We start from the raw sequence: 25,533 nt of genomic DNA, 5'->3' as shown, positions 1-25,533 counted from the left end.
TAAGAATAGAGGGGGATGATCCCAAATCATAAACCAAAAGGAGTAGAGTCATGAAAAAAATCAACTTTTTTAAGCACTTTACGATGTCAAAGAAATTAATTACTGCATTCTTAGCGATTCTCCTAGTGCCCATTCTTGTGTTGGCCGCATTTTCCTATGAAGTGGCGTCTAAGTCTCTCAATGATGAGATTATGTCTAGCGCTGCAAATGGTGTGAATCAATTAAATGAACTGATCAATAAAGATGTACAGCCTAAAATTGATATTGTTTCATATTTATCTAAATCGGTGAAAAAAAAGGAACTGGCCTCTAAAAATAAGGATTTACTTAAGGTGAAATTAGAGCAACTATCGGAAACAGACGACGATGTCGTAGAAGTATTTGTTGCAGATCAGAATGGTAAACTAACTGAATATTCCGAGATTCATAAAGGCAGTGCCAAAAGCGCAAAAAATGAACCATGGTTTCAACAATCAATAGGAGATGACAAACTCATCATTTCAGATCCTTTTACAGACAAGTCATCAGATGACCTGCTCATCACAATATCAGAACAGTTAGCAGATGGTTCTGGTGTTATCGGCATAAATGTACGATTGAACACAATTGTGAAAGACACAAACAGCATCAAAATTGGTCAAGAAGGTTATGCGTTTGTTGCTACCTCAGACAAACGTTATATTGCTCATAAAACGGAAAAGGCCGGGACGAAACTGACAGGCGATTTCATCGAAAAAATGTATAACAATAAAAAAGGCAGTTTCGAATATGAATTCAATGGACAGCCGAAGCAAATGTTTTATGACACAAATGAAGCGACAGGCTGGAAGCTCGCAGGCACCATGTATGTTAACGAAGTGAAAGAAGCCGCACAGCCAGTGCTTGACTTAACCATGATCATCCTAGCTGCTGCGATTGTCATCGGTGGAATCGCGATTTATTTTATTATTAAATCGATCCGAAAACCACTCATAGAGCTCTCTGAATCGGCTGAGAAAATCAGTCAGGGGGATCTTACCCAGCATATTGAGGTGCGCACACATGATGAAATCGGCAAACTTGCACAGAGCTTTAACGATATGTCGGCAAAGCTGAAACAAGTCATTCAAGCCGTCCAGAATTCAATTGAAAATGTTGCTGCCTCATCTGAAGAATTAACGGCTAGCGCAGGACAGACAGCCCAAGCAACTGAGCATATTACCTCATCTATTGAACAGTTCTCAAACAGCAATGAACATCAAAATGAGATGATTGAAAAAAGCTCTGTCCAGCTAAACGACATGGATCGCAGTTTATCACATATGGTCAACACGACTTCTCACATGATGGAATCATCTATCGAGTCTAGCAAAACCGCTCAGGCTGGTGGAGAGCTCGTTCAAAAAACAGCAGGTCAAATGCAAACGATTGAACAAGCAGTGAAAGAAGCAGAGCTTGTGATTGCAGGGCTAGAACAGAAATCTAAGGACATTACAAGCATTCTTGGAGTCATCAACGGCATTGCAGATCAGACGAACCTCCTCGCTTTAAATGCAGCGATAGAAGCCGCGCGTGCAGGTGAGGCAGGAAGAGGCTTCTCTGTGGTCGCAGAAGAAGTCCGCAAGCTGGCAGAGCAATCAGGCAGCTCTTCAAAAGAAATTGAAAGCCTAACGAACGAAATTGTAGATGAAATTGAAAAGTCGCAGAAGATGTTTAGACAAGTAGCAGGTGAAGTTCAATCTGGATTAAACATTACAGATGAAACGAAAGTGAGTTTTGAGAAAATCACCCATAAGACATCAGAAATGACAGAACAAATGAAACAAATGAACGGATCAGCCCAAGAACTTTCTCATGGCTCAAACGATATTTCACAAGCAGTCAATCAAATCAAAGAGCTTTCACGTGAAAGTTCCGCAGGCTTCCAAGATATTGCGGCTTCAGCAGAAGAACAGCTGGCATCAATGGAAGAGATCAGCTCATCTTCCGCCACTTTATCTCAAATGGCAGAAGAACTGAGAGAGCTCATCAAACAATTTAAAATATAAGAGTCATAGTAGAACCCCTGACGTTTTGACGTCAGGGGTTTTTCCGTTGTTTGCACATAATTTGGGTATTTTGGACTTATCTAGACTTTAATAAGTTAAAAAAGTAAAGAACCTAGTAGTACTTCCGATATATATACTATCTTACTAAAAGGAGTTTTCTTTTTTATGAATTTCATACAGTATTTCAAAAAACCATCTATATCAAAAAAGCTCGTTTTCTCTTTCTTATTTATTCTTTTATGCCCAATTATCGTATTGGCATTCTCTTCATATCATACGGCGAGCACCTCTTTAAATGATCAAATCATGCAAAGTGCAAAGGAAAATGTAGAACAGCTGGACAAAAACATTACGAAGGTTGTAAAAGTAAAAACAGACGCAGCCGATTTCTTTAGCAAATGGATTACGGAGAAAAAGCTGGGGCAAAAAGGAACGACTGATATTCAAGGACGCTTTGAGCAGTTCATGAGCATGAATGATGACACAGAAGGCATCTTTGTTGCTTCAAGTGATGGAAAAGTGTTCTCAAGATATCCTAATCAAAAAATGCCTGCTGATTATGTCGCAACTGAGCGGGATTGGTACAAAGATGGCTGGGCGAAAAACGGTGAGCTGTCTGTTTCCGCTCCATATCCAACCGCATCAACTGGTACGCTTGTTGTGACGATTTCTAAAAAACTAGAGGATGGTTCTGGTGTTATTGCCATGAACCTGGACATTGCGAATCTAGTAAAAGAGTCTAATAGTATCAATATTGGTAAAGAAGGTCATGCTTTTATCGGCAGCCCAGATCGAACATACGTGGCACATCCAACGAAAAAAGCAGGAACAAAATTAACAGGTGATTGGGTAGACAAGCTTTATACACAAGACAAAGGTTCAATGAGTTATATGTTTGAAGGAAAAGAAAAGCAAATGGAGTTCACAACAAACAAAGCGACTGGTTGGAAAATTGCCGGTACAATGTTTGTCAATGAAGTAGAAGAAGCGGCGCAGCCAGTCTTCAACATGGCGGCTATTATATTAGCTGGTGCGCTCATCATTGGCGGTATTCTCATCTTCTTTATCATCCGTTCTATTACAAAACCACTTTCCATGCTTGTCTCCTCTTCTAAGAAGATTAGCGAAGGAGATTTAACAGAAAAAATTGATGTTAAATCAAAGGATGAAATTGGTCAGCTCGGTACAAGTTTTAATGAAATGAGTGAGTCACTCAGAGACGTCATCCAAGCTGTACAGACATCTGTTGAAAACGTGGCGTCATCGTCGGAAGAATTGACGGCAAGTGCAGGTCAAACGACAAAAGCAACCGAACATATTACATCATCCATTGAAACATTCTCGAACGGAAACGAAAATCAAAGTGAAATGGTGGAACAAAGTGCAGCCCACTTGAAACAAATGAACGAAGGGCTAAATGAAGTTGCACAAACATCTGATGTCATTACAGAATCATCGGTTCAATCAAAAACAGTCGCAGAAACAGGCGGACAGCTTGTTGAACAGACAGTTGGCCAAATGAAAACGATTGATCATTCAGTGAAAGAAGCTGAAAGTGTGATCAACGGATTAGAGCATAAATCAAAAGATATCACCAACATTTTAGGTGTCATTAACGGTATAGCAGATCAAACGAATTTACTGGCTCTGAATGCAGCCATTGAAGCAGCACGTGCGGGCGAGTCAGGCAGAGGCTTCTCGGTTGTAGCAGAAGAAGTCCGTAAGCTGGCGGTTCAATCATCAGATTCTGCAAAAGAGATTGAAAAACTCGTCAAAGAAATTGTCTCTGAAATAGAAACGTCTCAAAATATGTTCAAATCTGTGAATGAAGAAGTAAAAAATGGCCTATCAATTACAGACCAAACAAAAGAAAGCTTCTCACAAATCAATCAGCAAACAGCGGAAATTGCGACAAGAATCAATGAAATGAATACGACAGTTCGTGAGCTTTCAAAAGGATCTGAGCAAATTTCTAAAGCAGTGAATGAAATTGCAGATGTATCGAGAGAGAGTTCAGCAAGTATTCAAGATATCGCGGCATCAGCAGAAGAACAGCTGGCATCAATGGAAGAGATTAGTTCTTCTTCGACGACGCTTTCCCAAATGGCGGAAGAATTGCGTGACTTAATTAAAAAATTCAAGATCAGTGAATAATGGAAAGTGGTTCTCCTCAAGGGGAACCACTTTTCTTTTTAAGAGATGATCTCGTACAATAGAGGAAATCCGAAGAAAAGGAGAGATGTTATGCGTTTATCAAATAAGAAGGTCATTGCGTTAGTCAGTGATGATTTTGAAGATTTAGAGCTATGGTATCCCGTTTTGCGATTAAGAGAAGAGGGGGCAACTGTCCATCTCGTAGGCGAAAAAGCAGATCATGAATATATCGGGAAGTACGGAGTGCCAGCTGTATCAGATGCAGACTTCTATTCCATTCAAGCAGATGATTATGATGCGGTTCTCGTTCCTGGGGGATGGGCACCGGATAAACTGCGCCGATATCCAGAAGTATTAGACATCGTTCGTACGTTTGATGCAAAGGGCAAACCGATCGGACAAATCTGTCATGCCGGATGGGTGCTCATTTCAGCTGGTATCCTGAAAGGTAAAAAAGTAACGAGTACACCTGGTATTAAAGATGATATGACGAATGCTGGAGCGGAATGGTTTGATGAAGCCGTTGTGACAGATGGTCATATTGTATCAAGCAGACGCCCGCCGGACCTTCCGCCATATGTGAAAGCATTTGCCGATGTATTAGCGGCAAACTAGATTCACACGAACAAACAAAGGGCTGTAAAACGCCCTTTGTTCATTCAATGCCTCATTACATTTGTCTGTCGGCTGGATAGATAATGCCCATTTGTCTTCTCGCCTCGTCCATGACGGACATGGTTTGAACGGATAAGGCAAATGTATTGACTGGCGACTGTCCCTTTTTTTGCTTGATGCATTGAATGAAGTGATCGATTTCATAATACATAGCAGGTTGATCATCTTTGAGAGAAATATCGGTTTGCTGTCCATTTCGATCATGGATGGTGATACGAGAAGGACGGTGAAATTGATCAATCACCATTGTGGCATCCTCCCCTTGAATTTCAGCAGATACATGAGATGTTGAGATTTTTGAATGAAAAAGCAGTGCTTGATGCCCTTCATATTGTAAAAGTAATGAACCGCTCCCATCTACTCCAGAAGAAAGTGTATAGCCTCTCGCGGTGATTTGATGTGGCAGCCCGAATAAATAAATGATGGGAAAGACAAGATACACGCCGATGTCCATTAAGGAGCCATTGGATAATTCCGGCTTAAAAGCATTTGGAATCTCACCGTTTCGGTAGGCATCGTATCTTGATGAATATTTACAGTAATGAGCGATCACTTGCCGAATGGGGCCTAGTTGATCAAGATGCTGTTTGATTTGAAGAAAATTCGGCAGAAATGTGGTCTTCATCGCTTCCATTAAGCACACCTGATATTTTTTCGCAGCAGCAATCATTTCTTCAACCTCTTTCCGGTGAGAGGCCAATGGTTTTTCACATAATACATGTTTTTGATGCGCCATCATCAGCATCGCTTGCTCTTTGTGAAGGGCGTTTGGACTTGCGATATACACAGCATCAAACGCATCACTTGCCGCCATTTGCTGTAAATTAGTAAAGACGGTATCAATGCCATACTTGTCTGCAAATGCCTGTCCTTTTTCAGCAGACCGAGAATAGACGGCCGTACATGTAAAATCCGCCACTCCTTCACCAGCCTGTAAGAATCGATCTGTAATCCAATTCGTTCCGATGACAGCAAATCGAATCATCACATTCCCTCCTTCTGCTTTTCTCTGATTATACATGCTTTGAAAGCGTTTGTATGAAAGAATCTTCTTTTTTATTGAAAAGCGGATGAAACCTTTACCTTAGCTGATGCGTCTTACATAAAGAATATAAATGTACGAAAAGTGGATAGTTTCCTCCTTCATTCGGGTAATACTTGAGAAGGAGGGAGGAGGAAACGAACATGAAGCGCATCCTACATATAGGAAGTACATACGCATTCGCGCTTTTATTTATAGCAGCCGGTGTTTTTCATGTGATAGAGCCAAGCGGCTTTGCCCGCATGATGTCTGGATGGCCATTTCCCTATGGCATCATTTATGCCACCGCATGCTTGGAATGGCTGCTGGCCGTATTACTGCTTCTTCCAAACGTAAGGATTGTGGCAGCAAAAATGATCGCTGTCTATCTGGTGCTCATTTTCCCTGCGAACCTATTTGCTGCGAGAGAAGGGATTCCATTTCCAGGGCAAGAGAGCACAGAACAAGCCTTGTTATGGATGAGATTAATCGGACAACCGGTTTTGATTGGATGGGCCCTGTCCATTGCGAAACTGGAAGAAAAGCTGAAACAATGATCACAAAATGATGATCAAGTAGTGTACAATTTACTAATAAAATAGCCCGTGTTTGGAGGAAAGATATGAATTCTATGCAAATGTGGAGCAGTCGATTTAGAAAATTTTTTCTTGATAACAAGTTTGTTCTCTTTTTACTCATCCTGCTATTAATAGGGTTGAATATCCTTGTTTTCATGAAAGCATCTTTTATTTTCACACCGCTCATTGTACTCATCAAAACCATTGCCTTACCGATTATTTTAACGGGGGTTGTGTATTATTTATTAAATCCAATTGTGAATTTATTAGAGAGATTTAAGGTCAAACGGATCTTTTCGATTTTGCTTTTATATATTGTCATTATTGGGATTATTACAGTGACCATTGTATCTATTATTCCTTTTTTACAAGCACAAACGATGAGTCTGTTTCATAATCTGCCAAAATACGTTGATACAGTAGAAGAACAGATTCGACAACTAACAGGAAGCAACTTCATTAATCAGGCGCAGAAAACGATGAATTTTAACGTCTCTGAATTGGTGAGTAAAGCGTCAAGTCAAGCAACGAAGATTTTGGAAAGTACTTTTACCGGAGTCGGCACTTTCTTAGGGGCGCTTACTGAAATTATCATCTCGATCGTGACAGTTCCGTTCATTCTGTTTTATCTATTAAAAGACGGCAAAAAACTGCCTGACTATTTCTTGAAATTTATTCCGAATAAGTTTAGAGAGCATACACATATCGTGCTTCACGAAATGAACCATCGCTTAAGCTCTTATATTCTTGGACAGATCATTGTCAGCTTCTGTATCGGTGTTCTTCTTTTAATTGGTTATCTGATTATTGGACTTGACTATGCGCTGCTTCTGGCGATTATTGCGGCATGTACAAGTGTAGTGCCTTACCTTGGGCCAACAATTGCCATTACACCAGCGATTGTGATTGCACTTGTCACATCACCTATTATGCTACTGAAACTGATCATTGTCTGGACAGTGGTTCAACTTATTGAAGGGAAATTCATTTCTCCTCAGGTCATGGGGAAAAACCTTCATATCCATCCGATCACGATTATCTTTGTTCTATTAACAGCAGGTAAATTGTTCAGCGTAGTCGGCATCATTGTCGCGATTCCGACGTATGCCGTTCTGAAAGTGATCACGACCCACCTGTTTGATTGGTTCAAAATGCGATCCAATTTGTATAAAGAAGAAAAGGTTTGATGTCATAATCTTTTTTAGAAAAAAATATAGTATCATAAAGACGAGCTTTCGAAAAAGAAAGCTTGTCTTTATGTGGACATAGATGTTTGCCTTCAAAAGATCAGAATTGAAAGGAAAGAAAATCATGAATCTATGGGATTTATTCGTGGCACTGGTTTTAGGAATTGTCGAAGGATTAACAGAGTATGCACCTGTCTCGTCTACAGGGCATATGATCATTGTTGATGATCTTTGGCTAAAATCAAAAGACATCATTACGCCAGAGGCTGCAAACACATTTAAAGTCGTGATTCAGTTAGGTTCTATTTTAGCTGTCATGATCGTGTTTAAAGATCGTATTTTGAACTTGTTAGGCTTAAAGAAAAATATCACAGAAGAACAAAAACGCAGCGGACATAAGTTGACCATTGCTCAAATTGCTGTTGGACTCGTCCCAGCCGTCATTTTAGGATTCTTATTTGAAGATTATATTGATAAATATTTGTTTGATGTGAGAACGGTCGCTGTCGGTTTGATTTTAGGGGCTGTGCTGATGCTTGTCGCTGATTGGATCAATAAACGTAAAACAGAAACAAGCTCTGTGGATAATATGACGTACAGACAAGCGCTGTATATCGGGTTATTTCAATGTTTAGCACTATGGCCAGGCTTCTCGCGTTCGGGTTCTACAATAGCAGGTGGTGTTATTCTTGGTCTGAATCACCGCGCGGCGGCTGACTTTACGTTTATTATGGCCATGCCGATTATGGCGGGAGCAAGCCTCTTAACACTTGTTAAAAATGCCGAATATTTAACAACAGACATGCTTCCATTCTTTATTGTGGGCTTTGTGAGTGCGTTTATTGTGGCTCTCTTTGTTGTTCGATTCTTCCTAAAACTGATTAATAAAATCAAACTTGTGCCTTTTGCGATCTACCGAATCATCCTAGGTCTGATTTTATTTATCCTGTTTATGTAATGATGAAAAACTACTCTTTTAAAAGAGTAGTTTCAGCGTGTAGACAAAGTCTACACGCTTTTTTGTATAATAAGGGCAATAACACATTTCTGTGGGGGATGAACATGTTATCGAAACGTGAAGAAGAAAGAAGAAATCAATTAGAAGTAGTGGCCTTAGATGAATTAGTGCCTGAAGATCATCTTGTACGGAAAATTGATCAAGCGATCGATTTTGATTTCATTTATGATCTTGTCAAAGATCATTATAGTTCTGATAACGGCAGACCAAGTGTGGATCCCGTTGTTCTTATTAAAATGGTTTTGATCCAATACCTATTTGGCATTCGCTCTATGCGTCAAACCATTAAAGAAATTGAAACTAATGTGGCTTATCGTTGGTTTATTGGATATGGATTTTCGGAGAAAATTCCGCACTTTTCTACCTTCGGTAAGAACTACGTGAGACGCTTTCATGATACAGATTTATTCGAACAAATTTTTTATCGAATCTTAAGAGAAGCGATGAAAAAAGGTCTCGTTGATCCATCTATCGCTTTCATTGACTCAACTCATGTAAAAGCGAACGCCAATAAGAAAAAACTTGAAAAGAAAATTGTTCGAGTAGAAACGAGAAGTTATCAAAATCAGCTTCATGAGGAGATCAATGTTGATCGTGAGGAACATGGAAAAAAGCCGTTACCCCTACAGAATAAAGAAGAGAAAAAAGAAATCAAGGTCAGTACAACTGACCCAGAGAGTGGCTACTATGTAAAGGATGAACGTGAAAAGTTATTTGCTTATTCATTTCATACGGCTTGTGATTCAAAAGGATTTATTTTAGGATCACTGGTCACTGGTGGAAATGTTCATGATAGTCGTATGTTAGATTCACTCGTATCAAAGGTGACAAAGAAAGTCGGAAAACCCAATGTAGTCGCAGTAGATGCTGGATATAAAACACCATATATCGCCAAGTTTTTAATGGATCAAGAGATAAGACCTGTCATGCCTTACACCCGCCCGAGAACAAAAGCTGGTTACTTGAAAAAGAATGAATACGTATATGACGCACATTTTGATTGTTACATTTGCCCAAACGGGCAAATTCTTTCTTATCGTACAACGACTAGAGAGGGATATAAGCAATATGCGTCCGATTCAGAGGTATGTAAATCCTGCTCGTTTCTAGATAACTGTACACAAAGTCAAAATCACACCAAACAGATTCACCGACATATTTGGCAGGACTACCTAGACGAAGCAGACCATCTGAGACTCACTGAAATGAATAAGAACATCTATGCAAAACGGAAAGAAACGATTGAACGCGTTTTTGCGGATGCAAAAGAAAAGCATGGAATGCGATGGACGAAACTTCGAGGATTGAAAAAAGTTTCGATGCAGGCGATGCTTACTTTTGCTGCCATGAATCTTAAGAAATTAGCAAACTGGACATGGAAAGAGCCATGTCCAGCGTAAAGCAACTGATCAATTTTATCAAAATAAGTGAAAACCCCACTTTTACTTGAAGTAAAGGTGGGGTTTGTCTACGGTCTGAAACTACTCTTTTAAAAGAGTAGTTTTTTTGTTGTTTTGCCCTTTTAAACAGTAAAAACAGCCTCTTAATTGGTAGAAAAAGAAGTTTTTTCTTAAATTAGTGTTTAAGTGACAAAGAAAAGGGTAGTACATAAACATACCAATTAAAGGAGGAGTTAGAAATAATGAGGAAAACAAGTAAATTTTTTGTTAGCTCTATGATTGCTACGTCAATGGTTGCTGTCCCTTTATCTCTTACGACTTTTGGTCAAAAGGCTGAAGCTGCTACGACAACAGGTGTCGATGGAAGTGTCTCGATTGATCCAGTAGCCATTGCCGATAAAATTGAACAAGCAGTCAAATCATCTCAAAATCGTGATGGATTTGTAAAAAATGCGGCATACAGTGCATTCTATGAAGCAGGTCAAAATTACAACGTAGTTGTTCAAAACTTAAGCCAAGATCATGACTTTAGCGGACTGAACAATGTTGTTTATTATGATAGTGTTGAATATGACGGCATTACGTTTGGTATTTGGGTATTTGAAGATGGTACGTTTGTCAACAATGGTGACGGCGGCTATATTAACTGGACTTTTGTTGGTAGCTTTGACCGAGAAGAAGGAAGCGGTACTGTCGATTTCCATAAAAGATTCTAATCTTAACGTCAAAAGTCTGCCGATCCATCGGCAGACTTTTTTAAAGCGCACATTCTTCTATTTCAAAACCTAAATCTTCAATGATGTGATGATCGGTTTGAACTTGCTGTCCTTTTGTCGTTAAATAATCGCCTACGAAAATAGAGTTCGCTGCATATAATGCGAGAGGCTGAAGCGTTCGCAAATTAAACTCTCTTCCCCCAGATACTCGAATTTCCTTAGCCGGGTTGATAAATCGCATCAGTGCCAAAACCTTCAACGCTTTGATCGGATGTGTGCGTTCTTGATGTTCAAGAGGCGTTCCTTCAATTGCGTGGAGAAAGTTGACGGGAATCGAATCCGCATCAAGGGCTCTCAGCGCAAAAGCCATTTCGACAATTTGTTGATTGGTTTCGCCCATTCCAATAATAACCCCTGAACATGGTGACATCCCTGACTGTTTGACCTTATCAATGGTCGATACGCGGTCATCATACGTATGGGTCGTTGTAATTTGAGCATGATGATCTTGATGTGTATTGAGATTATGATTATACCGATGAACACCCGCTTCCTTCAGCCGCTTCGCTTTTTCTTCATTTAATAACCCAAGGCATGCACACACCTTCAAAGGCATCGTCTCAGTAATTTCCTTTACTGCTGCGGTGACTTCATCTAATTCACGGTGCGAAGGTGCTCTCCCGCTTGCTACAATACAATAAGTCCCTGCTTTTCTTTTTAACGCCTCACGCGCACCGGCCACAATGTTTTTTTGGTCAAGCATTGTATACCTCTCAACAGGAGCTGTTGAAATCACCGATTGTGAACAATACCCGCAGTTTTCAGGACAATATCCGCTTTTGGCGTTAAAGATCATATTTAACTTCACCTTTTTTTGAAAAAAATGAAATCTCACCTGATAAGCTGCATGCATAATAGGCAGCAACTCTGCGTCGTCTGCTCCAAGAATTTTTAGACCTTCTTCCATAGTAATCGGTTCATGATTGATGGCTTTCTTCACGAGCGTTTCCCAAGACAAAGACGTTATTTTTCCCATCATAAGCCCCTCTCAATATGTAAACTTATTTTTATTAAAAGTTAACATAATAGATAGAGATTGGCAAGCACTGGTAAGCATCCTAAGTAAAAACACAGAAAGGCGATGAACATATAGTCATCGCCTTTTCATATGAAAAAAATCGCTTAACGAACAGTAATATAGTTAATAACAAGCTCACCTAGTGAATTATAGTAAGACACTGTAACAGAACCGCGTTGTACAGCACGGATCCAAGTGAAGTTTGGAGCAGTTTGGTCTAATTGAATGGCATACGTTGCGCCTGAGACAGAAATTTGACTTGCTGGAAGTGAAACAGCGATTGAAGAACCTACAGTAAGTGTGCGGTTCACCGTAATCACTTTATTCATAATAGGAGCTTTTGCTATAACTGGTTCTTTAGGCTGTGCAGCTGCATGAGCACCTTCTGTTTGGAAGAACGTAAGAGCACCTAAAGCAGCTAAAGACAATGTACAAGCTTTCATTAATTTTTTCATCGGTAACACTCCTTTTTTTGGTATATACATATATTAATAATAATAGAATTATATGTCAATCAAAATAAGTGGAAAAATGAGTATTTTTGGTGAAAATTGTCACATATTATGTAGGGGAAGACGATTTTGCCCAAAAAACACATGATTTTTTATTCATATGTCATTCTTTTTTAGGGGGAAAAAGAGACATAAAAAAAGCTGGGTATCTACCCAGCTATGTGATGCTTTATGAAAAGAGATCTTTTATTTGTCGTCTGTCTGTTTTGGCTGACGGCCTTTTTGTTTCTCTTTCTCTCTAATGTAGTTAATAAAGTCGATGGTTTGTCTTCGTGCTTCTTCAGAAAAATCGGAGGCAGCTTTAAACGCAATTTGCAAATCAGGATCATCTGTAAGATCGTCATCAGAGGCGTTTTTGTCTTTACCTGTGAGAAGATAATCTGTTGAGACCCCGTATAACTCGGCGATTTTCACAATCATTTCACCATCTGGCTTTCTCAATCCATACTCCCAGTTAGCATAGGTCGACATCGCCTTTAACCCGAGTTTTTTGGCAACGGTAGACTTACTCCATCCATGTTTCTCTCTTAATTCAGTTAGAATCTTTCCAGTCAAATTATCCATCGGAAACACCTTTTTTCATATTATGTGTAAATTTTATCATGAATTACACGGAAAAGATAAATAAATACACAAAAAGAATAAAAATATGATTGACTTACCCGTTTTGTGTATATTATCATAATGAATATAACTTACACATAATGAGTAAGAGGTGGAAACATGAAACTTGAAAATTTACGAGAAGAACGAATATTACAAGGAAAAACACAAACGTATATGGCGAAAAAACTTGGATATAAGTACACGAGTGGCTATGCAAATATAGAAATGGGCCGAACAAAGCCCAGCTTAGAAATAGCCAAGCATATTGCAGATTTGCTAAATATCGGTGTTCAAGAGCTTTTTTTTGGTCAAAAGTTACACAAAAAGAGTAATAGTCTTGAGGAAGACCGTTCTTAAAAAGGGGAGACAAACAGAATGAATATCGAACATCCGATGGTGACACAAATGAATGATTTCGGCTATCCAAAACGTTACTGGCCATATGAAATGTCCCGAAATGGTTATCGATTAGAGGACGAGGACCGTGAGAAAGGATTTGATGATGATGAGACATCAGATGACATTTGATGCCCGAAAAGAAGCACAGCATTGCCTAGTACAAGCTGGCGGCTGGATCACTTTTCATCAAAAAGAGCCTATTTTTGCTTTCCCCACGGCAGAAGAAAAACGCACATACATGACCCTCATGGCAGAAAAAGCCGTTGATGACAAGAAGAAGGAAAGGATGAATGCGACATGAATCGATTGAAGCAAATCATGACATTCCTGAAATGTTTGCTCAATGCGGGTCAAAACGAACAAGACATTCGGCAGTGGGCGAAGGATGACGGGAGATCGTAGCATGGTCCTTCATTTTATCATTGAAAAAGAACATTTATGCACAAAAGAGACATTGATAAACAGAATTCAAACAGCCGCTAAAGCGCAATGCACAAGCAAAATAAAAGGCGCATTATCACTCGACATTCGCTCATTTTACAATATGCCCATTGATCTAGCGAACAGCCAAGACACGCGTACATCTGCTGAAAAAGGCTTGATACGCCCGGTACACATCAGCATTCTTCAACCAAATTTGCAGTATATACAAGAAGCACTTCATGCCGTTACCGATGACGCCTCTTTACAGATTGTAGAATTAAGAGTTTCACAGTTTTATAGCATGCGTCCTCGAATGGAAATCATTTTAAATACGATGGGTGATGATATGAGATCCTCACCACCAAATAAGGAGACAAGCATATGAACGAGCCAAAACAACTCATGATTCAAGAAAACCAGACATTTGTCGGTGAAATGGAAAAAGGAAAGATTCAAGTCATTGTGTTAGATGGAAACGTAGGAACGGCTTATATGATGGATGTACCTGAGCATGGAAAAACGATTATTCAAACAGCAAAAGGGCATTTTGCAAGAGTCGATCATGAGATTGGTTTTAAAATCAGCTAGTCTGATGAACAAGAACAACTGAATAAGTCCAAGACGGAAAGCCTGCGGACACCGATCAAGACCCTATAGAAAGGGGCTGATTGGTGTCCGTTTTTTATTTTCTTAAAAAAGGGAGAGAGCATAGATGCAAGATTTACTGATTGAATATAAAAGAAGTTTAAAAGATGCCAGAAAACGATATGAACAATTGAAAGACAAAGAAGAGAAACAGATGTCAGATCAGGACAAACATGATCAAAAAATGATCGCCAGTATGGTCAGTGATTTAGAATACGTGGTGGAATGGCTTCAAATCGGTAGAGAGCCAGGCGCACGCAGAGGATTAGATAGACGGTCTGTGTATCAGCGCACCATTCTTGCTAATCAAGAGGTATTAGAGGCTTTATCACATGAATACACCCTCATTCAAGAGAAAGAAAGAGAGGTAAGTGAGCGGGATAAAAAGCGAATCGATGAAGCTTTGTCTGTTTTAACAGATCGAGAGAAAGACGTGTTTTTTATGCACACAACGCAGGGTCTGTCATTTAGCGAGATTGCGATCATGCTAGATGTAAAAAAAGGAACAGTCCAAAAACATATGGAAAGAGCTCGGACCAAAATGTCCAAAAAAGTACAAGAACGCCTATTCAGAGCTGCTGAATAGGCGTTTTTTCTTTCATCACATCAATCTTCAAAAGCTTGTCTTACAGTTGCCACCTATAGTTAGAAAGACCAAACGAATGTTTGCTAGCCCGGCACAAATGATTTCTCTTCAGGGAATCATTCGAACTAAAAGGAGGCGGCAGGTGAATGTAAATGAAAGATAAACGGATAGAGGCTAAGCAGGATTATATGAAAGGGATGACGTACCAGCAACTAGCCGATCATTACAACGTCTCCATCCATAGCGTTAAATCATGGAAAAGACGATACGGCTGGCAAAGACAAAAAACACCGTCAAAGCAGGCGCACTCGATCTTTCATCAATTTCTTTCAGATGAAACGATTGAAATCATGGAAAAAATGGATGGGCGCACATCTCTTGATATCATCTGGGATCAAATTCAAATTCAATACGCAGCCATTATTCGAGCGCAGCGCATCATGCATGTAGCAGATCAAGATGACATGATCAAAGAACTGAAAAAGGCGACGTACTTGCCTTCTTCATTAGAGGAAGAAACAGGCGAAGGCATTCATCCAGAGCCAGAGATCACGGCAGAGGAATTTTCGTTTCAATTTTCATGGGATCGGCATGCTACTTTTTTAAATGCCCAATCTCGTGCAATGGGAGAACTAAGACGGCTGATTAAACAGTTTGAAGAGCTCGCTCACGCAAAAGATGAACGAAGATTAAGGCTGAAGCAAATTGAGCTGACAATCGAAAAAACAAAAAAAGCAGTTCGTGAGGAAAAAGAAGAAGATCTTCATATCATGATCAAAAGAAAAGAGGACGATTCATGACGCCGTTGATTGAAAAAGAAGTCAATCCTCACTTTGAACACTTTTTGTTCGATTGGAATCAAAAGTTTCAGTTTTTAGTAGGCGGTTATGGCTCCTCCAAAAGCTATCACATTGCTTTAAAGCTGATTTTAAAACTGCTTGAGGAAAAACGAACAGCACTTGTCATTCGAGAAGTGTATGATACGCACCGGGAGTCGACCTACTCTCTTTTACAAGAAATCGTCAGCGATCTTGGCATCGATCATCTAGTAAAGTGCCGCAGTTCACCGCTTGCTCTCACTTTTCGCAATGGGAGCAGCATTTTATTTAAAGGACTGGACAAGCCTGAGAAATTGAAGTCGATCAACAACATCTCAATTATTTGGATTGAGGAGTGTTCCGAGGTTTCTTATGAAGGATTTAAAGAACTGCTTGGAAGGCTGAGACATCCGGTTTTACCTCTTTATATGATGTTATCGACGAATCCCGTTGGTCAGGATAATTGGACGTACAGACATTTCTTTCGAGATGAACAGCTGAAACGATTTGTCCTTGATGACGAAACCTTATACAAACAGCGAACCATCGTGATAAAAGATACGTACTATCACCACTCAACAGCAGAAGACAATCTATTTCTTCCTAGAAGCTATGTCAAGCAGCTGGATGAGCTGAAAGAATACGATCCAGACCTTTATCGAATTGCAAGGAAAGGATACTTCGGTATCAATGGCACAAAAGTGTTTCCGCAATTTGAGGTCAGACAGCATGCTGACGTATTAGATGCGATCGGGCAGATTGAAAGACCGCTGAAACGAGCGGGAATGGATTTTGGATTTGTCGAATCCTACAATGCGCTCATTCGGTTAGCTGTCGATCATGAAAAAAAGTACTTATATATTTATTGGGAATATTACGACCGCGGGAAAACAGATGATGAAACAGCTGTTGATTTGAAAGAATTTGTTGAATCAAAGGAACTCATTAAGGCAGACGCAGCAGAGCCTAAAACGATTCACTATTTTCGGCAGCGCGGATTTCAAATGGTCGCTGCGCATAAGTTCCAAGGGTCACGTTTGCAATATACAAAGAAAATTAAACGATTTAAGAAAATCATTTGTTCTGATGCTTGCCCTTATACCATCTATGAACTTCAATCACTAACCTATAAGGCAGATAAGAACGGCCGCTTAGAGGAAGATGAATTTCAAATCGACCCACACACATTATCCGCCATTTGGTATGCGCTAGATGATTATGAGGTGACCGATTTGAAACAGACTGCTTCAGAGCGTGTCCGTCCAAACCGGGAGAGGAGGTCCATACAATGAAACAATTAAAAGCAACGATTATGAAGGCCAACATGTCTGATCATACAAAACAAATGTATGAGGATGAATTTTCATACGAAAAAGATGACATTGTCCCGCCGCCCTACCATATCAATGAATTAAAAAGCATGGCAGAATACTCAACGATTCTTCAGCAATGTATAGATGCGTATCGAACAAACATTTTAGGCTTTGGCTTTGGGGTGGAATACGCCTTTGATTTTAATGCGGAAGATGTGAAACCAGTCAAAAAGAAGACAGCCGAGAAGGAATGGACAAGACTCGAAGAGTTTACGAAATACATGAACTATGATGAGTCTGCTGACGTGATTCTTGGTTATGTCCTAGAAGACCGGGAGAAAACAGGAAATGGCTTTTTAGAGGTGCTGCGGGATGGACAAGGAAAGCCGGCAGGAATCGAGTATTTGGATGCACTCCATATTCGCATTTGCAAGCTGAGTGAGCCAGTCGACGTCGAATTCCGCTACACAGAAAACGGCGAATTAAAGACGATGAATCGCAAGAAACGATTCCGAAAATATGTGCAGGTCATCAATGAGAAGAAAGTCTTTTTCAAGGAGTATGGTGACCCGCGCATATTAAATTATGAAACAGGCAAGTACGATGATGCTACACCAGAACCACTTCAAGCAACAGAAGTCATTCATTTTAAAATTGGCAGTGGGACGTATGGGATTCCCCGCTGGATTGGCAACATCGTCAATATGTATGGCGCACGAAAAGCAGAAGAGCTGAATTATCTTTATTTTAAGCAAGGAAGGCATGTACCTGGTGCCATCATTGTTGAAAACGGCATGCTGTCAGAGACTTCTTATCAGCAGCTACAAGATTATATGGATGATATTGAAGGGTCTGATCATGCGCATAAGTTTTTATTGCTTGAAGTAGAAGGGCTTCCGACAGAAAAAGGATTAACAGGTGAAGAAGATGTATCAAATGTCAAAGTGAACTTTAAATCCTTGGCGGAAATCCTGCAAGAAGATGCGCTCTTTTTAGAATACGATGAAAAGACGAGAAACAAAATCCGCTCCGCTTTTCGTCTGCCGCCTATTTACACAGGAGAGTCACAAGATTATAACAAGGCCACGGCAGATACTGCGCGAAAAACAACGGAGGAGCAAGTGTTTCAGCCAGAGCGGCATCTTATTACAGGGAAACTCAATACTCTTTTTCTCCCAGATTTAGATATATGGCATGTCCGCTTTCTATTAAATGGTCCTGACTTTAGAGATCCATTAGAGATAGCGAAGGTTCTGACACCATTTATTCAGGCTGGGGCAGTATCGCCAAATGATTTGCGAGATCTTGCGGGGCGTATTCTTGGTAAGACGTTAGAGGAATGGCCGGAAGAATTCTACCACCGACCTTTAGAAAGCCGCATAAAAACAGCTGATGGGCTGTCTCCATCCGAGTCAAACCAGATGGAGAAATAGAAGGACGTGAGCTTTTTTGAAAGGGGGTGAACATATGCCAAGGGAATTAAAAAACGCAAAAATTACACATGTTTCCTATGTGGACAAGGCCGCCAATCAAAAGAAATTTTTCTTGATGAAAGCAAAGAAAAAGCAGCCTGACTTTCAAAAAGAAGTCAGTGTCCTGACGAAGGCAGATGATGCGCATCGCCTCGTATATGGCGTCGTGTATGAACCGAATACACCTGATGCACATCAAGACTTTATGTCGGCCAAAGAAATTGAAAGAGCAGCACACGGTTTTATGAAAGATGCCCGTCACATTGATAAACAGCATGATTTTCAAGACGGTGTTGGCGAAGTCGTCGAATCATACATTGCCCCAGCGGATTTTGAAGTAGGCGGGGAGCTGATTCAAAAAGGATCTTGGGTACTTGTGACAAAGGCATCACAAGATATTTGGGACCAAATTCAGCAAGGCCATATTACAGGCTACTCAATGGCTGGAACAGCAGACATCATCGCAATAGAGGAACACGATCAGCTCCTATCTCAAGAAACGAACGAGAGAGGGCTTTTTTCTTTGCTGAAAAATTTCTTTTTGAAAGAGGAAGGTGCAAATATGCCACAACAATTTTGGAGCGTTTTAGATCATCTGCTGGAAACGTTGCAGTCAAGTGATGGTGATGAGTCTAGCGTAAGAGCGGCACTTGAACAATTGATTCCAATCGTGCAGGATGTGTTGAAAACAAATGATGTCCTCCAAACGATTGGTGAAAGACCAGCATCCGTTCAAAAGCAAGATGCCGGATTAACGACTGATCAAGTACGCGAACTAGAAAAAGCAAAAATGGCCATCGACAACGTTTTACAAGCGGATAAACAAGGGACAGATCAAACAGGTGAAGAAGAACCTGTGCAAAAAGTGCTGGAGCAAGTGGTTGCGCCAATTCGTCATCAGCTCTCTTCCTTAGAGAAATCAGCAGGCAGAGAAAAAGCAGCGATTCAGGAAGTGCTTCAGCAACAGCTACTGCCTATTTCAGAGCGGATACACATGCTTGAAAAAGCGCGGGGCATTTCTAAACAAACAAATCACGATACACAAAATGATATGACAAAGCCCATATGGGATGGCTTACTATAAGCCTAAATAAGGAGGAAAAAGTGTGAGAAATCAAGAGTTGATTCGCAAGGCTGAAATGACACTTGCCAGCTTAAAAACAGGCGGTCTCATGAACGCAGCCCAATCCAACACATTCATTAGAATGATGCAAAATACACCAACCGTTTTAAATGATGCACGTATCATTCCAATGGAAAGTGATTCACAAAAAATCGAAAAAATCGGCTTCGGTCAGCGCATTTTACGCCCAGCAGAAGAAGGCAAAGCGCTTGATGCAAAAGACCGTGTTGTCCCTGCGACAAGCACTGTCCAGCTCAATGCAAAAGAAGTCATTGCTGAGATCCATATGACGTACGACAGCATTGAAAACAACATTGAAAAAGACGGGATTCAGCAGACCATTATGCAAATGCTGGCGGAACGAGCGGCAGTCGATATTGAAGAACTGATCGTCAACGGTGATACAACATCACAAGATCCATTTTTAGCTCAAATGGATGGCGTACGAAAACAGGCAGTTTCTCATATTGTCGATGCGAATGGAGTGGAAATTAGCCGTCAAATGTTCAAACAAGCCTATAAAGCGATGCCGTCAAAATATTTACGTGTACCTCAGGATTTCCGTTTTTATACATCCCCAAGTTTAGAGGTCGAGTGGAAAGACCAAGTAGCAAACCGTCAGACAGGTCTCGGAGATGCGGCGATTCAAGGCGGACTTTCTTCTGCATTCGGTGTTCCGGTCAAAGGTCTTGCCAATATGCAGCCATATGATGAAGAAGGAACAGACGTATCAGATATTTTACTGACACATCCGAAAAACATTATCGTAGGGTTTTCTCGCAATATTCGTATTGAAGTAGAAAAAGATATTCGCAGCCGTAAGTTTATCATTGTTCTGACAGCGAAGCTCGACAGCAAATTTGAGGAAGAGGATGCTGTAGCCAAAGTAATGAAAGTGAAAGAGTAGGTGACAGCAGGCTATGATCATTTCTGCTGAGGAACTACAAGCCTATTCTGTATTTGATCGCGTGAAAAATCGTTCTGTAGAGCGACTAGCGGCAGATATTATTGAAGCAGAAGCAGCGGTATTTCAAATTGTCGGGCACGATTTTACACATGAAAAATATCAGCCCATTCCTGAAAAAGCAAGGATCGCCTTATTAAAAATGGCCCAGTATTTTGCCATGCTGAATGATGATGAATCCATGATAAAAGGCTTGACTTCAGAAAAAATGGGTGATTATTCATATGCAAAGGCAGCGGACAAAGTGAAAGGCAGACCTTATGTGTATGCCCTTCTTGTTGATTATATTGAACCTTCACTAACTGGCGGCAGCGCCAATTTAAAGGTGAGATCATTATGAGTTATGATTCTCTATTAACGGATCGCTGTGATCTTTTTCACTTAGAGAATGAAGAGGCAATCCGCGGCAAATTTGGTATACCAGCAGGAGATCTGCAGACGGATCTCACTTATCCTGATACACCAAGTATGAGAGATGTGGCTTGCTATGTTGTAGAAAAAAGCCAGTCACTCGTGCAAGAAGAACCGAATACAGTCATCTATCAGTCCTATCTCGTCCATTTCCCTTTAGCAAGCGACATTCGCTTGCATGACAAAATGGTGTGGAACGGCATCTCACTCAAATTGCAGCAGCCAAAAAGAGTGAAAAATCATCACATGGAAGTGATGGCCGTCAGAAAGGAAAACCTATGAAAATTGATGGACTTGACCGGCTGCTATCCCAGCTCCAACAGGCAAATAGTGGCGGCTTAACGGCGCAATATCAAGAGTGGTTACAGGTAATGGGCTTACAGTTTTTAGACATCATTCAAGATGAAATCATCAAAGAAAAGGCTGTTGATACAGGCCGCCTCCTCAATTCCTTTCAAAAAGGTGACAAGGAGAATTACTTTCTTACTTCCCGAGGCGGGCTCACGCTAGAAGTAGGGACACAGCTTGATTATGCCTCTTACGTGAATGATGGACATGCCGTTTCTTCAAATGGAGAACGAAGATGGGTGCCTGGCAGATGGGCCGGCAACCGCTTTGAATATGATCCGAATGCCAGTACTGGCATGATGCTTTCATCTCAATGGGTTGAAGGAAATGGGTACTGGGATCATGCCGTCATGCTGTATGAACAAATGTTTGAACACTCGCTGGATCGAAAGCTTCAAAGCTGGATCGATCGACATTTTGGGAGGTGATGGAATGAATCAAGAAGTCGGGGCAATCATGCATTATATATACACACGCTATCCAGTGAAAATGTATGATCGTCTTCTGCCAGAGCGTTTTCAAGTGCCATCTGTTTATGTGCCGCCAGTGACTGTCATTAGTGGTCCAGATACAGTGTCTACTTTTATGAAATCTTATTCGCTGCAAGTGAAAGTGTTTCATATGAATACAGAAAAAGCGCATGATGCGGCGGAAACAGTCGTCGATGCATTGCTTGCTGATCGTCAAATCATTCAGATGATCAGTGAAGATGGAGAGGTGCTTGATGATTATGTCCGCATAAAAAGAGTGGAAACTAGAATCATAGATCAAGGTGTAGCAGCGATTGTCCTGACGTGGGATAGCAGCTATTGGTACAACCGAGATAAACAGCCAAGCCTAGAAGATATCAATTTTTCAGATGGGGTGATCAAACGTGAGCAAGACTAAAAAAACACAGCTCGATCAAACAGCGGGCGAAGAAAAAGAATTTGGCTTTTCATTTGAAGCCTTAAAAGAGTACAGTAAGGATCTTTTTGGGGTAAAACCAGAAATCCTTGAAGGTGCTCTTTTTTATATCAAACATCAACCAATTACAAAAACAGAAGCAAAGAAGCACATCGATGCTTTTTTGTCCAAGGAGGTTTAAAGGATGAACGGAGGCACTTTTACACCAGGTACAGAGAAAAAGCGTCCTGGCATTTACTTTAATTTTAAAACAACAGCAGAGCAGCGAATTACTTTAGGCGAGCGAGGAACAGTTGCACTTCCTCTTGTCATGAGCTGGGGAGAACCAAAAACCTTTATTTCCGTTTCCGATATGGAAGACTTAAATAAAAAGGTCGGGCTCAACATTGATGATAAGTCACTTCTTCTTTTCCGTGAAGCGAAGAAAAAAGCGCAAACGGTCTTGCTTTACCGCCTAAACGAAGGAGAGCCAGCCAAAGCGGAAATCGCAGAAAACTTTGTGGTCACAGCCAATTATGGTGGTCAAAAAGGAAATGAGATTACCATTCAAGTGGCAGAAAATGTACTCGACAGCACAAAACGTGACGTTATCACCTATCTTGGAACAGATATTGTCGATAAGCAGGTGGTCACAGATGTCAAAGATCTTGTGAAAAACAAATACGTTCAATTTTCTGGTGAAGGCGAAGCGGTCATTACTGCTGGAGCGGCTTTAAGCGGCGGGAAAAACGGTGTGGCAAGTGTCGCAGATTATACAGCTTTCCTAGAAGCAGCTGAAACGGAATACTTTGATGTTATTGCACTCCCAGTCGATAATAGTGAGCAATTAAAAGCAACATTCGCGTCATTTATTGAGCGTTTACGTAATAAGCAAGGACGTAAGGTGCAAGGCGTTGTGGCTAACTATGCAGCTGATCAAGAAGGTATCATCAATGTCACAAGCGGTGTTGTTTTAGAAGACGGAACAGAACTCGCGCCTGCTCAAACAACAGCTTGGGTCGCAGGAGCAAGTGCAGGAGCGACTTTTAATCAGTCACTGACCTTTGTTGAATACGAAGGCGCAGTCGATACATTAGAGCGTCTTGATAATGATCAAGTAGAATACCGTTTATCACAAGGAGAGTTTCTTTTCACTTTCGATGCAAGAGACCGCACGGTGAGCGTTGAAAAAGATATTAACTCTTTGACAAGCTTCACGGTTGAAAAGAACCAGCAAATGGCAAAAAACAAAATCATCCGTGTGCTAGATGCAATCAACAATGATTTAACATTTGAACTGAAAAATTTGATTAAATTACGCAAAGCCAATGGCAATGACATTCCAGCATCTGATGATGGAGTGCAGCTTGTGAAAACACTGATTACACAGTATCTCACACAACTTCAAGATGGCAGCGGTATTACAGGCTTTAACTCAGAAACAGATATCGTCATTGGCCTCAATGAAGATCGTGATGGATTTATCATCGATTTAGCAGTACAGCCAGTAGACGCAGCAGAAAAATTCTATTTCAATGTGGAGGTGAAGTAAGATGGCTTTTAAAGCGCAAAATACAATCTCAGGTAAAGAAGGTCGTCTTTTCTTAGAAGGTGAGGAGCTTGCCTTTATCAAAACGTTTGAAGCAAACGTGGAGAAAAATAAATCAGAAGTGAACGTAATGGGCCGCCGAATGACTGGCCATAAAACAACTGGGGCAAACGGAACAGGAACAGCAACATTCTATAAAGTTACGTCACGTTTCGTTCAACTCATGCTCAACTATGTGAAAAAAGGGGAAGATCCTTATTTCACTCTTCAAGCGGTAATTGATGATAAATCATCAGGCCGAGGCACAGAGCGTGTGACATTATTCGATGTCAACTTTGATTCAGCTAAAATTGCTGGACTAGATGTCGATTCAGAGGCACTTGAAGAAGAAGTTCCATTTACATTTGAAGACTTTGATCTGCCTGAAAAGCTGAAGAATTCTTTCTAAGAAATGTGGAGGAAATTAGCTAATTAATTAGCTAAATAAAAACCAAATATGCTATAATGCAAATGTAATGAAAAATGAATGCATTTGTAATGCACATTGCATTCAATAACACGCAAAATTATGTTTACATGCAAAGCGATTTGCATACAATAAAAAGAAGCCAGGATGCGCTAACATCCCGGCAATGTACAATGAGGCCCTTCAAGGGGCTGGCTTATCAATTAGATAGTTTTAAGGATAGACTTTCCCTTTCACCTACCAAAGCTCAAGGGGAGTCTATTTTTTGTTTATATACGTCAACAAAGCAAGGATAAACATCCCGAATAAAAGCATTAGGGAAATCGCTTGGAACGTTGACATGAGCATCACCCCCTTCCTATCGGGGATGAGCCAGACACCCTTGAGCAAGCCGTTCAATTGTACGAGTTATATTATACATGAAAAGATTGGAAAGCACATTCAAAAAATGGATGTGCTTTTTTGTATTCAAAAAAACAAACAAAAGGGAGTTTTTAAACATGAGCGAAAAACAAACATTTGATCTTTCATTTTTTATGCCAGGACAAACAGTAGAAGCGGAAGAGGTTAAAGTGCCAATTTCTAAGCGTTTTGTTGATAAAAAAGGGAATGTCATTCCTTTTGTCTTCAAAGCGATTACCACGGAACGTATTGATGAACTGGAAAAAGAAAACACCACGTTCAAAAATGTCAAAGGAAGAGGCCGTGTGAAAGACTTAGACAGCCAGCGCTTCTACGCACGAATTGCCATTGAATCGACGATTTATCCAGATTTCCGCTCAAAGGAATTAAGAGAAGCCTACAGCACACAAGATCCAGTTGAAGTTGCAAAACGTGTTTTATCTGTCGGCGGTGAATACGCAAACTGGTTAAACAAAGCGATTGAAATCAATGGATTTGAAGACGAAATTGAAGATTTAGAAGACGCAGCAAAAAACTAATAAAAGATGGGGATAAGGAAGCGGTGTTTTTATATTACGCCATGCATGAGCTTCACTATTCTCCATCAGAACTCCTCGATTTATACGAAGCACCAAGACAATTTAAGGCATTCTTATTCGGACTCATCAGCTACAAACTCGACATGCTAGAAAAAGAAGCAAAGAAAGGAGGGAAATAAACTGGCGAAGCTCACTGCACGATTTGAATTAGAAGACAA

General features: G+C 40.5%; 33 protein-coding genes. 28 read left to right on the top strand and 5 right to left on the bottom strand.

Going from position 1 to position 25,533, the window contains the following annotated elements:
- Positions 1-50: 50 nt before the first annotated feature.
- The 3 genes from NSQ70_RS14340 (at position 51) to NSQ70_RS14330 (ending at position 4,796) form a co-directional block, all read left to right on the top strand.
- Complete coding sequence (locus NSQ70_RS14340) at positions 51-2,027, top strand: methyl-accepting chemotaxis protein (RefSeq protein ID WP_342502227.1); 1,977 nt, start codon at positions 51-53, stop codon at positions 2,025-2,027.
- 165 nt (positions 2,028-2,192) lie between these two features.
- The gene (locus NSQ70_RS14335) at positions 2,193-4,181 is read left to right on the top strand and encodes a methyl-accepting chemotaxis protein (protein WP_039169704.1); all 1,989 of its coding nucleotides are present in this window, start codon (positions 2,193-2,195) and stop codon (positions 4,179-4,181) included.
- A 90-nt stretch (positions 4,182-4,271) separates the two neighbouring features.
- The gene (locus NSQ70_RS14330) at positions 4,272-4,796 is read left to right on the top strand and encodes a type 1 glutamine amidotransferase domain-containing protein (protein WP_008344162.1); all 525 of its coding nucleotides are present in this window, start codon (positions 4,272-4,274) and stop codon (positions 4,794-4,796) included.
- Between the two features lie 55 nt (positions 4,797-4,851).
- Here NSQ70_RS14330 and NSQ70_RS14325 read toward each other — a convergent pair whose 3' ends face one another.
- A complete protein-coding gene (locus NSQ70_RS14325; RefSeq protein ID WP_047946724.1) occupies positions 4,852-5,841 on the bottom strand; it encodes a Gfo/Idh/MocA family oxidoreductase in 990 nt (329 codons plus the stop codon).
- Positions 5,842-6,041: 200 nt separating this feature from the next.
- On the opposite strand from NSQ70_RS14325, the gene NSQ70_RS14320 reads away from it, so the two are divergent.
- The 5 genes from NSQ70_RS14320 to NSQ70_RS14300 all read left to right on the top strand — a co-directional run bounded on the left by NSQ70_RS14320 (position 6,042) and on the right by NSQ70_RS14300 (position 10,776).
- Positions 6,042-6,434, top strand: coding sequence for a DoxX family protein (locus tag NSQ70_RS14320; protein WP_256688676.1), 393 nt, complete (start codon positions 6,042-6,044; stop codon positions 6,432-6,434).
- A 65-nt stretch (positions 6,435-6,499) separates the two neighbouring features.
- Positions 6,500-7,642 (top strand): AI-2E family transporter, encoded by a 1,143-nt coding sequence (locus tag NSQ70_RS14315; protein WP_024719700.1) that lies wholly within the window; start codon positions 6,500-6,502, stop codon positions 7,640-7,642.
- Positions 7,643-7,766: 124 nt separating this feature from the next.
- The gene (locus tag NSQ70_RS14310) at positions 7,767-8,600 is read left to right on the top strand and encodes an undecaprenyl-diphosphate phosphatase (RefSeq protein WP_024719699.1); all 834 of its coding nucleotides are present in this window, start codon (positions 7,767-7,769) and stop codon (positions 8,598-8,600) included.
- A gap of 104 nt (positions 8,601-8,704) precedes the next feature.
- Positions 8,705-10,060: an IS1182 family transposase gene (locus NSQ70_RS14305; RefSeq protein WP_342502164.1), complete on the top strand. Its 1,356-nt coding sequence runs from the start codon at positions 8,705-8,707 to the stop codon at positions 10,058-10,060.
- A 242-nt stretch (positions 10,061-10,302) separates the two neighbouring features.
- A complete protein-coding gene (locus NSQ70_RS14300; protein ID WP_007500557.1) occupies positions 10,303-10,776 on the top strand; it encodes a hypothetical protein in 474 nt (157 codons plus the stop codon).
- A gap of 40 nt (positions 10,777-10,816) precedes the next feature.
- Here NSQ70_RS14300 and bioB read toward each other — a convergent pair whose 3' ends face one another.
- The 3 genes from bioB to NSQ70_RS14285 all read right to left on the bottom strand — a co-directional run bounded on the left by bioB (position 10,817) and on the right by NSQ70_RS14285 (position 12,930).
- Positions 10,817-11,812 (bottom strand): biotin synthase BioB, encoded by a 996-nt coding sequence (gene bioB / locus NSQ70_RS14295; protein ID WP_256689363.1) that lies wholly within the window; start codon positions 11,810-11,812, stop codon positions 10,817-10,819.
- A 146-nt stretch (positions 11,813-11,958) separates the two neighbouring features.
- Positions 11,959-12,309, bottom strand: coding sequence for a hypothetical protein (locus NSQ70_RS14290; RefSeq protein WP_003213146.1), 351 nt, complete (start codon positions 12,307-12,309; stop codon positions 11,959-11,961).
- A 243-nt stretch (positions 12,310-12,552) separates the two neighbouring features.
- Positions 12,553-12,930, bottom strand: a complete 378-nt coding sequence (locus NSQ70_RS14285; protein WP_256688675.1) for a helix-turn-helix transcriptional regulator — start codon at positions 12,928-12,930, stop codon at positions 12,553-12,555.
- Positions 12,931-13,089: 159 nt separating this feature from the next.
- On the opposite strand from NSQ70_RS14285, the gene NSQ70_RS14280 reads away from it, so the two are divergent.
- The 18 genes from NSQ70_RS14280 (at position 13,090) to NSQ70_RS14195 (ending at position 24,356) form a co-directional block, all read left to right on the top strand.
- Complete coding sequence (locus NSQ70_RS14280; protein ID WP_017358976.1) at positions 13,090-13,329, top strand: helix-turn-helix transcriptional regulator; 240 nt, start codon at positions 13,090-13,092, stop codon at positions 13,327-13,329.
- 18 nt (positions 13,330-13,347) lie between these two features.
- Positions 13,348-13,500: a hypothetical protein gene (locus tag NSQ70_RS14275; RefSeq protein ID WP_162835675.1), complete on the top strand. Its 153-nt coding sequence runs from the start codon at positions 13,348-13,350 to the stop codon at positions 13,498-13,500.
- Positions 13,478-13,672: a hypothetical protein gene (locus NSQ70_RS14270; protein ID WP_226650593.1), complete on the top strand. Its 195-nt coding sequence runs from the start codon at positions 13,478-13,480 to the stop codon at positions 13,670-13,672. The genes NSQ70_RS14275 and NSQ70_RS14270 overlap by 23 nt, the downstream gene beginning before the upstream one ends.
- Positions 13,673-13,774: 102 nt before the next feature.
- Positions 13,775-14,179 (top strand): Holliday junction DNA helicase, encoded by a 405-nt coding sequence (locus NSQ70_RS14265; protein WP_041507685.1) that lies wholly within the window; start codon positions 13,775-13,777, stop codon positions 14,177-14,179.
- Positions 14,176-14,382: an XtrA/YqaO family protein gene (locus NSQ70_RS14260; RefSeq protein ID WP_008344129.1), complete on the top strand. Its 207-nt coding sequence runs from the start codon at positions 14,176-14,178 to the stop codon at positions 14,380-14,382. Before NSQ70_RS14265 ends, NSQ70_RS14260 begins: the two co-directional genes overlap by 4 nt.
- A 124-nt stretch (positions 14,383-14,506) precedes the next feature.
- Complete coding sequence (locus NSQ70_RS14255; RefSeq protein ID WP_096881788.1) at positions 14,507-15,025, top strand: sigma-70 family RNA polymerase sigma factor; 519 nt, start codon at positions 14,507-14,509, stop codon at positions 15,023-15,025.
- 152 nt (positions 15,026-15,177) lie between these two features.
- Positions 15,178-15,825, top strand: coding sequence for a phage terminase small subunit (gene terS / locus NSQ70_RS14250; protein ID WP_342502226.1), 648 nt, complete (start codon positions 15,178-15,180; stop codon positions 15,823-15,825).
- 8 nt (positions 15,826-15,833) lie between these two features.
- Entirely contained in the window at positions 15,834-17,135 is a 1,302-nt protein-coding gene (locus NSQ70_RS14245) for a PBSX family phage terminase large subunit (protein ID WP_256689362.1), read from the top strand.
- A complete protein-coding gene (locus NSQ70_RS14240) occupies positions 17,132-18,589 on the top strand; it encodes a phage portal protein (RefSeq protein ID WP_268372799.1) in 1,458 nt (485 codons plus the stop codon). Before NSQ70_RS14245 ends, NSQ70_RS14240 begins: the two co-directional genes overlap by 4 nt.
- A gap of 34 nt (positions 18,590-18,623) precedes the next feature.
- Entirely contained in the window at positions 18,624-19,712 is a 1,089-nt protein-coding gene (locus NSQ70_RS14235; protein ID WP_144665819.1) for an XkdF-like putative serine protease domain-containing protein, read from the top strand.
- A 22-nt stretch (positions 19,713-19,734) separates the two neighbouring features.
- Positions 19,735-20,658 carry a phage major capsid protein gene (locus NSQ70_RS14230; RefSeq protein ID WP_144665816.1) on the top strand — a complete coding sequence of 308 codons (924 nt, stop codon included), beginning with the start codon at positions 19,735-19,737 and terminating at the stop codon, positions 20,656-20,658.
- Between the two features lie 13 nt (positions 20,659-20,671).
- Positions 20,672-21,055 carry a DUF3199 family protein gene (locus NSQ70_RS14225; RefSeq protein ID WP_056702591.1) on the top strand — a complete coding sequence of 128 codons (384 nt, stop codon included), beginning with the start codon at positions 20,672-20,674 and terminating at the stop codon, positions 21,053-21,055.
- Entirely contained in the window at positions 21,052-21,408 is a 357-nt protein-coding gene (locus tag NSQ70_RS14220; RefSeq protein WP_057079151.1) for a YqbH/XkdH family protein, read from the top strand. Before NSQ70_RS14225 ends, NSQ70_RS14220 begins: the two co-directional genes overlap by 4 nt.
- Entirely contained in the window at positions 21,405-21,902 is a 498-nt protein-coding gene (locus NSQ70_RS14215) for an HK97 gp10 family phage protein (protein WP_342502225.1), read from the top strand. The genes NSQ70_RS14220 and NSQ70_RS14215 overlap by 4 nt, the downstream gene beginning before the upstream one ends.
- Positions 21,903-21,906: 4 nt before the next feature.
- Positions 21,907-22,362, top strand: a complete 456-nt coding sequence (locus NSQ70_RS14210) for a hypothetical protein (RefSeq protein WP_024719688.1) — start codon at positions 21,907-21,909, stop codon at positions 22,360-22,362.
- Positions 22,349-22,561, top strand: coding sequence for a hypothetical protein (locus NSQ70_RS14205; protein ID WP_056702583.1), 213 nt, complete (start codon positions 22,349-22,351; stop codon positions 22,559-22,561). The genes NSQ70_RS14210 and NSQ70_RS14205 overlap by 14 nt, the downstream gene beginning before the upstream one ends.
- 3 nt (positions 22,562-22,564) lie before the next feature.
- Complete coding sequence (locus NSQ70_RS14200) at positions 22,565-23,911, top strand: phage tail sheath family protein (protein WP_024719687.1); 1,347 nt, start codon at positions 22,565-22,567, stop codon at positions 23,909-23,911.
- A 1-nt stretch (position 23,912) separates the two neighbouring features.
- A complete protein-coding gene (locus tag NSQ70_RS14195; RefSeq protein ID WP_003213309.1) occupies positions 23,913-24,356 on the top strand; it encodes a phage tail tube protein in 444 nt (147 codons plus the stop codon).
- A gap of 276 nt (positions 24,357-24,632) precedes the next feature.
- On the opposite strand, the gene NSQ70_RS14190 is transcribed toward NSQ70_RS14195, so the two are convergent.
- The gene (locus tag NSQ70_RS14190) at positions 24,633-24,689 is read right to left on the bottom strand and encodes a putative holin-like toxin (protein ID WP_229200408.1); all 57 of its coding nucleotides are present in this window, start codon (positions 24,687-24,689) and stop codon (positions 24,633-24,635) included.
- Between the two features lie 185 nt (positions 24,690-24,874).
- Between NSQ70_RS14190 and NSQ70_RS14185 the strand changes: the two genes are divergently transcribed.
- Positions 24,875-25,315 carry a phage portal protein gene (locus NSQ70_RS14185; protein ID WP_008344099.1) on the top strand — a complete coding sequence of 147 codons (441 nt, stop codon included), beginning with the start codon at positions 24,875-24,877 and terminating at the stop codon, positions 25,313-25,315.
- A gap of 41 nt (positions 25,316-25,356) precedes the next feature.
- Positions 25,357-25,494 (top strand): hypothetical protein, encoded by a 138-nt coding sequence (locus NSQ70_RS14180; protein WP_008344097.1) that lies wholly within the window; start codon positions 25,357-25,359, stop codon positions 25,492-25,494.
- Positions 25,495-25,533 lie beyond the last annotated feature (39 nt).

The sequence above is a fragment of the Bacillus sp. FSL R5-0397 genome (genome assembly GCF_038593395.1).
GTDB lineage: Bacteria > Bacillota > Bacilli > Bacillales > Bacillaceae > Bacillus > Bacillus altitudinis.
Note: the sequence above shows the minus strand (reverse complement) of the source record. Positions and strands in the feature narration are given on the sequence as shown.

Coding starts and splice junctions, on each gene's coding strand:
- NSQ70_RS14340 (WP_342502227.1), top strand. CDS start 51: ATGAAAAAAATCAACTTTTTTAAGCACTTTACGATGTCAAAGAAATTA.
- NSQ70_RS14335 (WP_039169704.1), top strand. CDS start 2,193: ATGAATTTCATACAGTATTTCAAAAAACCATCTATATCAAAAAAGCTC.
- NSQ70_RS14330 (WP_008344162.1), top strand. CDS start 4,272: ATGCGTTTATCAAATAAGAAGGTCATTGCGTTAGTCAGTGATGATTTT.
- NSQ70_RS14325 (WP_047946724.1), bottom strand. CDS start 5,841: ATGATTCGATTTGCTGTCATCGGAACGAATTGGATTACAGATCGATTC.
- NSQ70_RS14320 (WP_256688676.1), top strand. CDS start 6,042: ATGAAGCGCATCCTACATATAGGAAGTACATACGCATTCGCGCTTTTA.
- NSQ70_RS14315 (WP_024719700.1), top strand. CDS start 6,500: ATGAATTCTATGCAAATGTGGAGCAGTCGATTTAGAAAATTTTTTCTT.
- NSQ70_RS14310 (WP_024719699.1), top strand. CDS start 7,767: ATGAATCTATGGGATTTATTCGTGGCACTGGTTTTAGGAATTGTCGAA.
- NSQ70_RS14305 (WP_342502164.1), top strand. CDS start 8,705: ATGTTATCGAAACGTGAAGAAGAAAGAAGAAATCAATTAGAAGTAGTG.
- NSQ70_RS14300 (WP_007500557.1), top strand. CDS start 10,303: ATGAGGAAAACAAGTAAATTTTTTGTTAGCTCTATGATTGCTACGTCA.
- bioB (WP_256689363.1), bottom strand. CDS start 11,812: ATGGGAAAAATAACGTCTTTGTCTTGGGAAACGCTCGTGAAGAAAGCC.
- NSQ70_RS14290 (WP_003213146.1), bottom strand. CDS start 12,309: ATGAAAAAATTAATGAAAGCTTGTACATTGTCTTTAGCTGCTTTAGGT.
- NSQ70_RS14285 (WP_256688675.1), bottom strand. CDS start 12,930: ATGGATAATTTGACTGGAAAGATTCTAACTGAATTAAGAGAGAAACAT.
- NSQ70_RS14280 (WP_017358976.1), top strand. CDS start 13,090: ATGAAACTTGAAAATTTACGAGAAGAACGAATATTACAAGGAAAAACA.
- NSQ70_RS14275 (WP_162835675.1), top strand. CDS start 13,348: ATGAATATCGAACATCCGATGGTGACACAAATGAATGATTTCGGCTAT.
- NSQ70_RS14270 (WP_226650593.1), top strand. CDS start 13,478: ATGAGACATCAGATGACATTTGATGCCCGAAAAGAAGCACAGCATTGC.
- NSQ70_RS14265 (WP_041507685.1), top strand. CDS start 13,775: ATGGTCCTTCATTTTATCATTGAAAAAGAACATTTATGCACAAAAGAG.
- NSQ70_RS14260 (WP_008344129.1), top strand. CDS start 14,176: ATGAACGAGCCAAAACAACTCATGATTCAAGAAAACCAGACATTTGTC.
- NSQ70_RS14255 (WP_096881788.1), top strand. CDS start 14,507: ATGCAAGATTTACTGATTGAATATAAAAGAAGTTTAAAAGATGCCAGA.
- terS (WP_342502226.1), top strand. CDS start 15,178: ATGAAAGATAAACGGATAGAGGCTAAGCAGGATTATATGAAAGGGATG.
- NSQ70_RS14240 (WP_268372799.1), top strand. CDS start 17,132: ATGAAACAATTAAAAGCAACGATTATGAAGGCCAACATGTCTGATCAT.
- NSQ70_RS14235 (WP_144665819.1), top strand. CDS start 18,624: ATGCCAAGGGAATTAAAAAACGCAAAAATTACACATGTTTCCTATGTG.
- NSQ70_RS14225 (WP_056702591.1), top strand. CDS start 20,672: ATGATCATTTCTGCTGAGGAACTACAAGCCTATTCTGTATTTGATCGC.
- NSQ70_RS14220 (WP_057079151.1), top strand. CDS start 21,052: ATGAGTTATGATTCTCTATTAACGGATCGCTGTGATCTTTTTCACTTA.
- NSQ70_RS14215 (WP_342502225.1), top strand. CDS start 21,405: ATGAAAATTGATGGACTTGACCGGCTGCTATCCCAGCTCCAACAGGCA.
- NSQ70_RS14210 (WP_024719688.1), top strand. CDS start 21,907: ATGAATCAAGAAGTCGGGGCAATCATGCATTATATATACACACGCTAT.
- NSQ70_RS14200 (WP_024719687.1), top strand. CDS start 22,565: ATGAACGGAGGCACTTTTACACCAGGTACAGAGAAAAAGCGTCCTGGC.
- NSQ70_RS14195 (WP_003213309.1), top strand. CDS start 23,913: ATGGCTTTTAAAGCGCAAAATACAATCTCAGGTAAAGAAGGTCGTCTT.
- NSQ70_RS14185 (WP_008344099.1), top strand. CDS start 24,875: ATGAGCGAAAAACAAACATTTGATCTTTCATTTTTTATGCCAGGACAA.
- NSQ70_RS14180 (WP_008344097.1), top strand. CDS start 25,357: ATGCATGAGCTTCACTATTCTCCATCAGAACTCCTCGATTTATACGAA.